Genomic DNA, 11,282 nt, shown 5'->3' with positions numbered 1-11,282 from the left:
GACCACGCCGCCCGGGACGGCCGGGACGCGGCACGCGGTCGCGGGCCGGGGTGCGATGATCCGCCCATGTCGGTGTACGTCTTCGGCGCCCCCGCCGCGCCCCCGGTGCTGCTCGTGCACGGTGTCAGCGGTCACGGCAGGCGGTTCGAGGAGTTCGCCGCCGCCGAGCTGCCCGGTTTCCGCGTGATCGCCCCGGACCTGCGCGGCCACGGCGACGGCCCGCAGCTGCCCCCGTGGACCCTGGAGCAGCTCGCGGACGACCTGCTCGCCGTCCTCGACTCGGTCGGGCTGCACGCGGCCCCGGTCGTCGCCCACTCCTACGGGGCGCTGGTCGCCCTGCACCTGGCGGCGCTCGCCCCGGACCGGGTGAGCGGGCTGGTGCTGCTGGACCCGGCCACCGGTGTCGACCCGGAGCAGGCGCTGACCTGGGCGGAGGCGTCGGCGGTGGTGCGCGAGGACCGGGCGTCGGCGGTCGGCACCCAGCGCCACGACTGGCCTCGGGCGTCGGACGCGGCGATCGAGCGCGAGGTGGAGCAGAACTGGGTGCAGGGCGCGGACGGCCGGTGGCGGCCCCGCTACAGCCCGGCCGCGGTGGCCACGGCGTGGAGCGAGATGTGCCGCCCGGTCCCGCTGCCCCCGCCGGGCACCCCGACCCTGCTGGTGGAGGCCGCGCGGGAGGACTTCGTCGGCGCCCAGTTCCCCCGGGCCTGCTCGGTGCTGGACTCCTTCGAGCACACCCGGCTCGACGCGGGCCACATGCTGCACCTCGACGCGCCCGCGGAGCTGGGGGCGCTGCTGCGGGGCTTCCTGGCGGCGAAGGGGTTCGCGGGCTGATGGACGAGGAACTGCACGAGCGCATCCGGGAGGTGGTCCGCGCGGTGCCGCGGGGCCGGGTGTCGACCTATGGCGACATCGCCGTCCGGGCGGGGGCGTCGAGCCCGCGGATCGTGGGGAAGGTGCTGTCCGAGGACGGGCACGACCTGCCGTGGCACCGGGTGCTGCGGTCCACCGGCCGACCCGCCGAGCACATCGCCCGCAGGCAGTTGGAGCTGTTGCGGGCGGAGGGCGTCCTCGCCGAGGGTGACCGGGTCGACCTGCGCGAGTACCGCTGGCGGGACTGATCACGGCTCGATGGCGGCAAGGAAGTCGCCCATCGTCGAAGACGGGTTGTCGTCCGGGAAGGTGGTCCCATCCCGGCCGTGGCGTCGGGCGAGCCGGGATGCGCGCTCGCTCGCCACCGCGCGGTCCGGCATGTAGCGGTCTGCATCGATCCGCTTCCCGCTGCGCCCGTCGAGCAGGCAACTGGCCTTGACAGCGGCGTCGGTCGTCAGGAAGGCGGTCTGGTCGCGGTGGTGCAGGATCAACCACAACTCGAAGCACGGGTTCGAGATGGCCAACCTGATGCCGTGTGCTTCCGCGAGTCTCAGCGCCTCGTCGAGCCTCGGGTGGTGTTGGGGCCACTCGACGTCGAACACGCACCAACACTCGTCGACCTCGTCCTCCGCGGCGCGCTCCACAGCCCGCTCGACCAACCTCATCGGTTGATCCGCGCCCGGATCGATCTCGATGCTGATGGATGTGTTGCCCCGGATCTCGGGGAGTCGCTTGAGCGCTTTGATGTAGTCCGGTTCGGACGCCTCGCCCTCGCAGAAGACCACCACTGTCTTCAGCTCGGGCTTGGTGGCCCGTGAACGCCGGAGGTCGCGACCTCCCCTTCTCCTGGACGGCATCGGCTATCCGATCAACCCGAGGACGCGCAGCACCTCGGTCCGGTCGACATCGGGGAGGGCGCCGAACCTGCCGTGCAGGTACGCCCGCTCCAGGTTTTGTGAGCGCCGCACCCGCTCCCCGGCGAAGTCCGCGAGTGCTCCGAGCCTGGTCGAGCCCTGCGGGGTCTTCTCCGTCAACCACACCTCGTCGCGGTTGAGGTGGTTGAGCAGGCTCGTGTCGTGCGAGGTGAAGACGAGCTGGGCACCCGCGGGGTTGGTGGCGGGATCGTGGAAGAGCCGCACCAACTGCGCGGACAAGGTGGGGTGCAGGCTGGCGTCGAGCTCGTCGAACACCAGCAGCGACCCTGTCCTGAGCGCTTCGAGGACGGGGCCGACGAGGGCGAACCAGGTCTTCGTCCCCTCGGACTCGTCGGCGAAGTCGAGGGGCACGCGGTTGTCTCCCGCCCGGTGGACCAGTCGGACACGCCGCCTGCCCCCGGCGTCGTCGGTCGCTGCCCGGGGGCGGTCGACCACGACGTCCTCGATGCCCAGGTCCGCCATCCTGAGCAGAGTGAGCGCTTCCTCGCGGCGCGCTTGGGACTCGCCGAGGTCGTCGAACCCCGCGAGCATCAACTGCTCGCCGTCGGGGAACTCGTCGAACAAGCGGGTCGTGTGCGTGGCCGTGTCCCGGCCGAATGGCCGGGGGCCGAGGAACCGGGAGGCCAGCAGGGTGTCGGCGAAGTCGGAGACCAGGGGCTCGTCGAAGCGGCGGGCGATCGACAACGCCAGGGAGCGCGGGGTCAGCAGTTCGCGGGTGCCCGACAGGTTGCCGAGACCCCGCTGCAGCGTGAGCTTGTCGCCGTCCCGTTCGAAGACCTTCTTCCGCCTGCGTTCGGGGTAGTGGAAGAGACCCTCGTAGTGGACTGCCGACCGGTCCAGCTCGACCTGGTACTCGAACCTGACGCCTGCGACCAGGAACTCGATGGTGAAGTCGGTGCGGCGGTCGGGGCCGTCCACGAACGCGAACGGCAGGGTCGGGATGCCGTCGTCCCAGAAGCGCAGCGAGAGTCGAACAGCCCGGAGCAGCCAGTTGAGCGCGATCAGGACGTTGGACTTGCCCGAGGCGTTCGGGCCGTACACGGCCGCCACCGGCAGCAGGCTCTCACCGAGGTTGGGGGCTCCTCGGGCTTCGATCCGGTCGGTGTCGACGGCGACGAGGCTCAGTTCGACGGGGTCGAGGATCGAGCGGAAGTTCGACACCTCGAACCGGATCAGCACCGCCGCTCCCCACTCGCACATCGACTGCCATCTCAGGGCCTCGTTCGTCGACAATGTACGACAAAAGACTCCTGATGACAGGGACGTGACACCTACCACCACCCGAGCGGAGGGCGATCACAGGCTGTGGGACAGCGAGGCGGCGGTGACGAGGTGGGCCCGAGACCGGGCCCACCTCGGGGGTCGGGTGCGCGTCAGTCGCGCTTGCCCGCGGCGGCGTCCAGGCCGAGCATCTCGAGGAGGAACAGGCAGTCCTCGGCGTCCGCGGCGTGGTCGGCGACCGTGCGGGCGGCTCGGCCGCACTGCTCGGCGTTGTGCTGGGACTCGATCTCCTTGGCGGCGGCGATGCGGCCAGTGACAGGGGCCTCGTGGGCGAGCGTCATCGGTGGTTCACCTTCTGCGAATATGCGGCAGCCGGGCAGGGGGACGAGCGCCGTTTTCGCTCACAGGGATCCCCTCGGCGTGCCGACCGGAGTGCATTCACTCTTTCAGCCGAGTTTCGCGGCCACAAGGGCCCGAATGGTTGCTTTCTGTTACGGCGAAGCTAAGTCACGCTCGGCTGTCAGGCGATTACTGAGTGCGCGTCTCACCGGGGACCGACGGTCGGTACCGCACCATGGTCTCAGTACCCCGGCGAAGGAGATGACATGACCCCGTGGCACGAGCAGGACGTCCCCGAGGTCCCCGGCGCGGTGGCGGTGGTGACCGGCGCGAACACCGGCCTGGGGCTGGAGACGACCCGGGTGCTCGCGCAGCGCGGGGCGACCGTGGTCATGGCCTGCCGCGACCAGGGCAAAGCCGCCGCGGGGCGGGCCGCGCTGATCGCGGCGGGGGTGCCGGGGCAGCGGTTGGAGACGGCCTCGCTGGACCTCTCCGACCAGGGGTCCGTCGAGCGGTTCGCCGACTCCCTCGGGCACGACCGGCTCGACCTGCTGATCAACAACGCCGGGTTGATGGCGGTCGCCAAGTCCACGACCGCCGACGGGTTCGAGACGCAGTTCGGGGTGAACCACCTGGGCCACATGGCCCTCACCCTCAAGTTGCTGCCATTGCTCAACGCCACCGCGGGGGCACGGGTGGTCACCCTGACCAGCATGGGGCACCGGCCGGGGAGGATCCGGCTGGACGACCCCAACTTCGAGCGGGGCCGCTACGGCCGCTGGCGCGCGTACTTCCAGTCGAAGCTGGCGAACATCCTGTTCACCGCCGAGCTGGGCCGCAGGCTCACCGCGGCAGGCCACGACACCCTCTCCACCGCCGCGCACCCCGGCTACGCCGCGACCGGGCTGGGCAAGGACGGGCGGCTGTTCGCCCGGCTGAGCGGTCTCGTCGACACGGTGATCGCACAGCCCGCCGCGATGGGGGCGGTGCCGACGTTGCGGGCGGCAACCGACCCGGACGCGTTCCAAGGGGCGCTGTACGGGCCGCACCGGGTGACGTTCGGGCCTGCCGTGCCCGAGGTGCCGAGTGCGACTGCGCGGGATGCTTCGCTCGCGGGGCGGTTGTGGGAGTTGTCGTTGGAGTTGCTGGCTCCGGCGAAGGTGGTGTTCCCGGGGTGACGTCTGGTTTCTGCGAACTCTTGTCCTGTGTGGATGCTCGAAGTGGGCGACCGCTTGTGCTGGCGATACTTTGAAAGCCCGGTCGTTTGTTGGTGGTACCCGGGTGGGTGGATCCGCTTGGGCGGGGCCCCTACAGCGATCATGCGCCCAATGCGACCGAGTGGGGCTGAAGGGATGCCCCACAGCCCAAGCAGGCTTGCACATGATCGCCACCCCCACCCAAGCACATCCACCCACCCAGGCATTTTCGTAGCCGGGCAGGCGGTTGCGGGGGTGGCTGGTTTTCGCTGCGCCCGGCGGGGTTTCGGGTGGCCGGCCGATGGGGCGGCGGGGGCGAGGTGACGTCCGGGTCCGGCTGGAACCGGACGTCACCCCCTCTGCCGCCGGGTCAGGCCGTGGCGGCTGCCCTGGCTTCGCTCTCGTGGAGCAGGTCGGCCCACTCGCCGGTCATCGTGGTGGCCAGGCGCAGGTGCGGGACGGCCTCGCGGTGCCTGCCCTGGCGGGCCAGGGTGCGGCCGAGGAGCACGTGCGCGTAGGCGTCGGCGGGGGCCAGGTCGACGAGCCTGCGGGCGGTGGTCTCGGCGGCGGGCAGCGCCGCGGAGTGGAACTGGGCCAGGGCCAGGTCGGTCAGGATCGAGGTGGCGTCCGGCTCCTGCTCGGCGGCTTCGGCGAACAGGCGGGCGGCGGTGATCTGGTCGCCGCTGTCGCGGTGGACGCGGGCGCGGTCGAGCAGGGTTCGGGTGTCGGTCATGGTGCGCCTCCTTCGGTTCGTCGACCGGTGGGCCCGGTCGGGTCTTTCAGATCCGCTCGTCGGCCGCGGAGCGGTGGGCGGCCGGGATCTGACCCAGGCGGCCCGCCTGGTAGTCCTCGAACGCCTCGATGATCTCCTGGCGGGTGTTCATCACGAACGGGCCGTAGCGGGCGACCGGTTCGTTGATCGGTTTGCCGCCCAGGACCAGGACCTCCCAGCCGGTGGGCGAGTCGGCGGGCTGGGTGTCGGCCGCCCGCATCGTCAGTGCCTCGCCCGCGGAGAAGACGGCGAGGTGGCCTTCCTCCAGCGGCCTGCGCTCCACGCCGACGGTGCCCCGGCCCGAGAGCACGTAGACCATCGCGGTGAAGTCCTCCGGCCACGGCAGGGCCAGGCGGGCCCCGGCGGTGACGGTGGCGTGCAGGTACGTGATCGGCGTGTGGGTCGCCCCCGGGCCGCGGTGGCCGTCGAGGTCGCCCGCGATGATCCGGACCAGCGCCCCGCCGTCGTCACTGGCGAGGAGTGCGGCGTCGCGGGCTTCGATGTCCTGGTAGCGCGGTGGGGTCATCTTGAGCGCCCGGGGCAGGTTCACCCAGAGCTGCACGCCGTGGAAGAGGCCGCCCCTGGTCACCAGTTCCTGCGGCGGGACCTCGTTGTGCAGGATGCCGCTCCCGGCGGTCATCCACTGGGTGGAGCCGTCGGTGATGAGGCCACCGCCGCCGATGGAGTCGGTGTGCTGCATGGCGCCGTCGATCATGTAGGTGACCGTCTCGAAGCCGCGGTGCGGGTGCCAGGGCGCCCCCTTGGCCTCGCCCGGCCCGTACTCGACCGCGCCCAGGTGGTCCAGGAGCAGGAACGGGTCGGACTGGGCGAGGTCGACGCCGGGGAACGGGCGCCGGACCTTGAAGCCCTCGCCCTCCACGGACTCCCGGGCCCGTACGACCCGGCGCACCCCGCGCCAGGTCGTGGCCGACTCGGGCAGGTCGGGCAGGCGGGGCAGGGTCAGCGTGTCGGCGGTGATGGCAGGCATCGCTGCCTCCTGGTGACTGGTGGCCGCCCGGGTGGCGACCCTCAGCCCCGACAACTTGGTTGCGTGTTCAATTATTCCGGTCGGCCCGGCGGGCTCAGGAGGCCACGCCGAGGGAGCGGTAGACGAGGGCCTCGGTGTAGCGGCGCACGACCAGGTCCGCGACCCGGGGGTGGTCGCCAAGCGGCGCGGCCACCACGTCCGCCCCGCACGCCGCGACGGCCCGGTGGAACAGCCCCGGCGCCAGCAGCCAGGACGCGACCGCCACCCGGCCGGGCAGCGACTCGACGACCGAGGCCACCGCGGGTTCGGCCGTGGCCGCGTAGCCGATCCGCACGACCGACCCGGTGCGGGCGCCGAGCAGGACCGCCGCCCGGCGCACGTCGGCCAGCGCCCTCGGGTCCGACGACCCGGCGGCGGCGAGGACGATGCTGTCGCCGACCCGCCACCCGGCCTCCACCAGCCGCTCGTGCACGGCGAGCACCAGCGACGGCGCGGGGCCCAGGGCGGGCGCGATCACCGCGTCCCGCCCGGAGCGGGCGACCTGCTCGGGCACGTCGACCCGCACGTGGTAGCCGGAGGCGAGGAAGGCGGGCACGACCACGGCCGGGCCGCGCACCGAGCGCAGCACCGTGGTCACGTCGGGGGCGCGCACGTCGGCGAAGGCGACCTTGACCGGGACCTCCGGCAGCAGGTCGCGCACCTGGTCGGCGACGCACTGCACGACCTCGGCACCGCCGGGGGCCCGGGTGCCGTGGGCGACGAGGACCAGCGTCACCCGACCGGCACCGCCAGCCGGTAGCCGCGCTTGACCACGGTCTGCACCAGCGACGGCGAGCCGAGGGCGGCGCGCAGCCTGCCCACCGCGGTCTCCACCGCGTGCTCGTCGACGCCGAACTCGCGGCCGGAGTGCCTGCGCAGCACGCCGACCAGCGCGGGCCGCGACAGCACCCGGCCCGGTTCGGCGGCCAGCGCGCGCAGCAGCGCCATCGGCGCGGGCGGGATGGGCCGCAGCCCGCCGTCGACCACGGCGGCCTGCCCGCGCAGCTCGACCTCGCTGGAGCAGACGGTGAAGCGGGTGGCCCGCGCGGGCAGCGCCACCGCCAGCTCGCGCACCAAGGCGCCGATGCGGGCCCGCTCCGGGCACAGCACCGGGATGCCCTGGCGGACCAGCGGCCCGGCGGTGATGCCGCCGACCCCGACCACCAGCACCCGGTCGGAGAGCTGCTCGACCAGGGCGTCGAGCTTGCCCATCCGGTCGGCGGTCTCCAGCACGCTGGCCGCGGCCGGGGCGCTGGTGAAGGTCAGCGCGTCGACCTGGCCGACCAGGACGGCCTCGATCAGCCGCTCCAGCGGGCCGGGGTCGGCCGGGCCGGTCCAGCGGTAGACGGGCATCTCGATGACCTCGGCGCCCGCCCGGCGCAGCGCGTCGATGAACTCGCGCAGCGGCTCGCCGTGGACCTGCACCGCGATGCGCTTGCCCTCGACGCCCTCGGCGAGCAGGTGGTCGAGCAGTTCGGCGCTGGCCTCGGACTCCGGCGACCAGGCCTCGACGAGCCCGGCGGCGCGCACCGCGCCCTTGGCCTTGGGGCCGCGGGCGAGCACCTTGGCCTGGCGCAGCCGGTCGATCAGCCGCTCCCCCAGGCCCCAGCCGTCGGCGGCCTCGATCCAGCCGCGGAAGCCGATGCCGGTGGTGGCCACGGCCACGTCCACCGGCCGCTCGTCCTCCACCAGGCTGGTGGTGGCCGCCAGCAGCTCGCTGTCGTCGGCGAGCGGGATGATCCGGATGGCGGGTCCGTGCAGCACAGTGGCGCCCTTGCGCTCCATGAGCGCGCCCAGCTCGTCGGCGCGGCGAGCGGCGGTGACCCCTACGGTGTATCCCGCGAGGGGGGCGATCTGTGGGTCGGTCACGTCGGGAACCTCCAGGAGCGCGGTCACGTTCGCCCCAGGGAGATGGTCCCATCCGAGACCCGGACCGGGTAGGTGGGGACGGCCACCGTCCCGTCCTCGACACACGCTCCGGTGCGCAGGTCGAAGTGCTGCTTGTGCATCGGCGAGGCCACCACGGGGGTGCCGCCGAGGTCGCCGACGATGCCGCGGGCGAGCACCGCGGCGCCGCTGAACGGGTCCAGGTTGGCCAGGGCGAACACCTGGTCGTCGTGGGTGCGGAACACCGCGACCTGGGTGCCGTCGGGCAGCAGCGCGGCCACGCCCTCCTCCCGGCCGAGCGCGTCGAGCGCGCACACCTCGAACCACACCGTGCTGTCGACTGCGGTCATCGGCTGATCACCTCCGGGGTGCCCAGCAGCACCGGGACCCGCTGGCCGCGCTCCTCGCGGAAGGCGATGGTGGGGTCCGGCGCGCCGGGGGCGTTGACGAAGCTGGTGAAGCGGGCGAGCTTCTCCGGGTCGGCGAGCACGCCCGCCCACTCGTCGGCGTAGCCGCTGACGTGCTCGGCCATCTGCGCCTCCAGCTCGGCGGCGATGCCGAGGCTGTCGTGCACGACGACGTCGCGCAGGTGGTCGAGGCCGCCCTCCATGGCGTCGAGCCAGGCCGAGGTGCGCTGCAACCGGTCGGCGGTGCGGATGTAGAACATCAGGAACCGGTCGATGATCCGCAGCAGCGTTTCCTTGTCCACTTCGGATACGAGCAGGTCCGCGTGCCGGGGCATGGTGCCGCCGTTGCCGCCGACGTAGAGGTTCCAGCCGTTGTCGGTGGCGATGACGCCGAAGTCCTTGCCGCGCGCCTCGGCGCACTCGCGGGCGCAACCGGACACACCGGACTTGAGCTTGTGCGGGGAGCGCAGGCCGCGGTAGCGCAGCTCCAGCTCCACGGCCAGGCCCACCGAGTCCTGCACCCCGTAGCGGCACCAGGTCTCGCCGACGCAGGACTTCACCGTGCGCAGCGACTTGCCGTAGGCGTGCCCGGACTCGAACCCGGCGTCCACCAGGCGCTTCCAGATCAGCGGGAGCTGGTCGACGGTGGCGCCGAACAGGTCGATGCGCTGCCCACCGGTGATCTTGGTGTAGAGCCCGAAGTCCAGCGCCACCTGCGCCAGGACCAGCAGCTTCTCCGGGGTGATCTCGCCGCCGGGGATGCGCGGCACCACCGAGTACGTGCCGTTGCGCTGGATGTTGGCGAGGAACCGGTCGTTGGTGTCCTGAAGGCCTGCCTGCCCGCCTGCGAGGATGTGCCCGTTGCCCAGCGAGGCCAGGATGGAGGCGGCGACGGGCTTGCAGACGTCGCAGCCGCGACCGCCGGTGCCGTGCCGCTCGATGAGGTCGCTGAAGGTGGTGATGCCGGTGACCCGGACGATCTCGTACAGCTCGGCGCGGGACTGGGTGAAGTGCTCGCAGACCGCCTTGGACTGCTCCACGCCGAAGGACGACAGCAACTGCTTGAGCATCGGCACGCAGGACCCGCAGGAGGCACCCGCCCTGGTGCAGGACTTGAGCTTGGGCACGTCGTCGCAGCCCTGCTCGTGCACGGCGGTGCGGAGGGCGCCCTTGGTGACGGCGTTGCAGGAGCAGACCTGCGCCTCGTCGGGCAGCGCGTCCACCCCGACCCCGCCACCGCCGCCGCCCGCGGGGGCCAGCAGCGCGCCGGGGTCGCCGGGCAGCGGGCGGCCGACCAGCGGGCGCAGCAGCGCGTAGTCCGCGGCGTCGCCGACGAGCACGCCGCCGAGCAGCGTCTTCGCATCGTCGGAGACCACCAGCTTCTTGTAGGTGCCCTTGACCGCGTCGTTGACCACGACTTCCAGGGCGCCCTCGGTGGCGGCGTGCGCGTCGCCGAAGCTGGCGACGTCGACGCCCATCAGCTTGAGCTTGGTCGACATGTCGGCACCGGGGAAGGTGGCGGTGCCGCCGAGCAGCCGGTCGGCGACGACCTCGGCCATGGAGTAGCCGGGGGCGACCAGGCCGTAGACGCGGCCGTCGAGGTTGGCGCACTCGCCGATGGCGTAGACGTGCGGGTCGGCGGTGCGGCACGCCTCGTCGACCAGGATGCCGCCGCGCTCGCCGACCGGCAGCCCGGCGTCGCGGGCGAGCTGGTCGCGCGGCCGGATGCCCGCGGAGAACACCACCAGGTCCACGTCCAGCTCGGTGCCGTTGCCCAGGGTGGCCAGCAGCCGACCGCGGTCGGATTCGATGGCGCCGGTGGAGGTGCCCGGGTGCACGGTGACGTCGAGGTCCTCGATGAGCCGCTTGAGCAGCGCGCCGCCGCCCTCGTCGACCTGCAGCGGCATCAGCCGCGGCGCCAGTTCCACCACGTGCGGGGACAACCCCATGTCGCGCAGCGCCTTCGCCGCCTCCAGGCCGAGCAGGCCGCCGCCGATGACCAGCGCGGCGCCGCGGCCGGAGCCCGCGCGGGCCCGCTCGGCGGAGGCGCGGATGGCGTCGAGGTCGTCGATGGTGCGGTAGACGTGGCAGCCGGGCAGGTCGCGGCCGGGGACCGGCGGCACGAACGGCGCCGAGCCGGTGGCCAGCGCGAGCGCGTCGTAGGACTGGGTGCGGCCCGCGGCGGTGGTGACCGTGCGCGCGGCGCGGTCGATCGAGGCGACCGCGTCGCCGAGGACCAGTTCCACGCTGGGGTCGTCGGTGAACTCCGCGCCGTCGAGCTGCAGGCCCAGCGGGTCCCAACCGTCCACGTAGGACGTGAGGGCGACCCGGTCGTAGGCGGGGCGGGACTCTTCGGCGAAGACGACCACCTGCCAGCCGCCGTCGGTGTCGCGGTCGCGGACGGCCTGCACCAACCGGTGTCCGACCATCCCGTTGCCGACGACCACGAGTGTGCGCGCCATGCCGGGTGCCTCCTGGCCTGTGGGGGTGGGGAACTGCTTTACCAAGGGTGTGGGCGGGTCGTGTCGCGGCGGGGACCGAATGGTGTCGCCGCTGTTACATGACCCTCTCTTCGCAGGTCAGAACGCCGTGCGCGGCCCCGCCCGAGTGCTCTGGGTCACCCGG

12 protein-coding genes are annotated in these 11,282 nt (G+C 72.7%); 3 read left to right on the top strand and 9 right to left on the bottom strand.

Going from position 1 to position 11,282, the window contains the following annotated elements:
• The first annotated feature begins 66 nt into the window (after positions 1-66).
• A complete protein-coding gene (locus L6E12_RS04595) occupies positions 67-834 on the top strand; it encodes an alpha/beta fold hydrolase (protein WP_236226611.1) in 768 nt (255 codons plus the stop codon).
• Positions 834-1,121 carry an MGMT family protein gene (locus tag L6E12_RS04590; RefSeq protein WP_236226610.1) on the top strand — a complete coding sequence of 96 codons (288 nt, stop codon included), beginning with the start codon at positions 834-836 and terminating at the stop codon, positions 1,119-1,121. The genes L6E12_RS04595 and L6E12_RS04590 overlap by 1 nt, the downstream gene beginning before the upstream one ends.
• On the opposite strand, the gene L6E12_RS04585 is transcribed toward L6E12_RS04590, so the two are convergent.
• From L6E12_RS04585 to L6E12_RS04575, 3 genes are all read right to left on the bottom strand, one after another.
• Positions 1,122-1,730 carry an RloB family protein gene (locus L6E12_RS04585; RefSeq protein ID WP_236226609.1) on the bottom strand — a complete coding sequence of 203 codons (609 nt, stop codon included), beginning with the start codon at positions 1,728-1,730 and terminating at the stop codon, positions 1,122-1,124.
• Positions 1,731-1,733: 3 nt separating this feature from the next.
• The gene (locus L6E12_RS04580) at positions 1,734-2,987 is read right to left on the bottom strand and encodes an AAA family ATPase (RefSeq protein ID WP_236226608.1); all 1,254 of its coding nucleotides are present in this window, start codon (positions 2,985-2,987) and stop codon (positions 1,734-1,736) included.
• A gap of 194 nt (positions 2,988-3,181) precedes the next feature.
• Complete coding sequence (locus L6E12_RS04575; RefSeq protein ID WP_035279262.1) at positions 3,182-3,370, bottom strand: hypothetical protein; 189 nt, start codon at positions 3,368-3,370, stop codon at positions 3,182-3,184.
• A 264-nt stretch (positions 3,371-3,634) separates the two neighbouring features.
• Here L6E12_RS04575 and L6E12_RS04570 point away from each other — a divergent pair, with 264 nt between their 5' ends.
• Positions 3,635-4,546, top strand: coding sequence for an oxidoreductase (locus L6E12_RS04570; RefSeq protein WP_236226607.1), 912 nt, complete (start codon positions 3,635-3,637; stop codon positions 4,544-4,546).
• A gap of 388 nt (positions 4,547-4,934) precedes the next feature.
• On the opposite strand, the gene L6E12_RS04565 is transcribed toward L6E12_RS04570, so the two are convergent.
• The 6 genes from L6E12_RS04565 to nirB all read right to left on the bottom strand — a co-directional run bounded on the left by L6E12_RS04565 (position 4,935) and on the right by nirB (position 11,119).
• Positions 4,935-5,297 carry a tetratricopeptide repeat protein gene (locus L6E12_RS04565; RefSeq protein ID WP_236226606.1) on the bottom strand — a complete coding sequence of 121 codons (363 nt, stop codon included), beginning with the start codon at positions 5,295-5,297 and terminating at the stop codon, positions 4,935-4,937.
• A 46-nt stretch (positions 5,298-5,343) separates the two neighbouring features.
• Positions 5,344-6,324, bottom strand: a complete 981-nt coding sequence (locus L6E12_RS04560) for a pirin family protein (protein WP_236226605.1) — start codon at positions 6,322-6,324, stop codon at positions 5,344-5,346.
• Positions 6,325-6,418: 94 nt separating this feature from the next.
• Positions 6,419-7,099: a sirohydrochlorin chelatase gene (locus L6E12_RS04555; RefSeq protein ID WP_236226604.1), complete on the bottom strand. Its 681-nt coding sequence runs from the start codon at positions 7,097-7,099 to the stop codon at positions 6,419-6,421.
• Positions 7,096-8,232, bottom strand: a complete 1,137-nt coding sequence (locus tag L6E12_RS04550; RefSeq protein ID WP_236226603.1) for a uroporphyrinogen-III synthase — start codon at positions 8,230-8,232, stop codon at positions 7,096-7,098. Before L6E12_RS04550 ends, L6E12_RS04555 begins: the two co-directional genes overlap by 4 nt.
• A 23-nt stretch (positions 8,233-8,255) precedes the next feature.
• Entirely contained in the window at positions 8,256-8,600 is a 345-nt protein-coding gene (gene nirD / locus L6E12_RS04545) for a nitrite reductase small subunit NirD (RefSeq protein ID WP_236226602.1), read from the bottom strand.
• Positions 8,597-11,119: a nitrite reductase large subunit NirB gene (nirB, locus tag L6E12_RS04540; RefSeq protein WP_236226601.1), complete on the bottom strand. Its 2,523-nt coding sequence runs from the start codon at positions 11,117-11,119 to the stop codon at positions 8,597-8,599. Before nirB ends, nirD begins: the two co-directional genes overlap by 4 nt.
• Between the last annotated feature and the right edge of the window lie 163 nt (positions 11,120-11,282).

Origin of the sequence: Actinokineospora sp. PR83, assembly GCF_021056305.1 — a bacterium.
Classification (GTDB): Bacteria; Actinomycetota; Actinomycetes; order Mycobacteriales; family Pseudonocardiaceae; genus Actinokineospora; species Actinokineospora spheciospongiae.
Note: the sequence above shows the minus strand (reverse complement) of the source record. Positions and strands in the feature narration are given on the sequence as shown.

What these genes read in the sequence shown, in the direction of transcription:
- L6E12_RS04595 (WP_236226611.1), top strand. Translation starts at nt 67, where the DNA reads ATGTCGGTGTACGTCTTCGGCGCCCCCGCCGCGCCCCCGGTGCTGCTC.
- L6E12_RS04590 (WP_236226610.1), top strand. Translation starts at nt 834, where the DNA reads ATGGACGAGGAACTGCACGAGCGCATCCGGGAGGTGGTCCGCGCGGTG.
- L6E12_RS04585 (WP_236226609.1), bottom strand. Translation starts at nt 1,730, where the DNA reads ATGCCGTCCAGGAGAAGGGGAGGTCGCGACCTCCGGCGTTCACGGGCC.
- L6E12_RS04575 (WP_035279262.1), bottom strand. Translation starts at nt 3,370, where the DNA reads ATGACGCTCGCCCACGAGGCCCCTGTCACTGGCCGCATCGCCGCCGCC.
- L6E12_RS04570 (WP_236226607.1), top strand. Translation starts at nt 3,635, where the DNA reads ATGACCCCGTGGCACGAGCAGGACGTCCCCGAGGTCCCCGGCGCGGTG.
- L6E12_RS04565 (WP_236226606.1), bottom strand. Translation starts at nt 5,297, where the DNA reads ATGACCGACACCCGAACCCTGCTCGACCGCGCCCGCGTCCACCGCGAC.
- L6E12_RS04560 (WP_236226605.1), bottom strand. Translation starts at nt 6,324, where the DNA reads ATGCCTGCCATCACCGCCGACACGCTGACCCTGCCCCGCCTGCCCGAC.
- nirD (WP_236226602.1), bottom strand. Translation starts at nt 8,600, where the DNA reads ATGACCGCAGTCGACAGCACGGTGTGGTTCGAGGTGTGCGCGCTCGAC.
- nirB (WP_236226601.1), bottom strand. Translation starts at nt 11,119, where the DNA reads ATGGCGCGCACACTCGTGGTCGTCGGCAACGGGATGGTCGGACACCGG.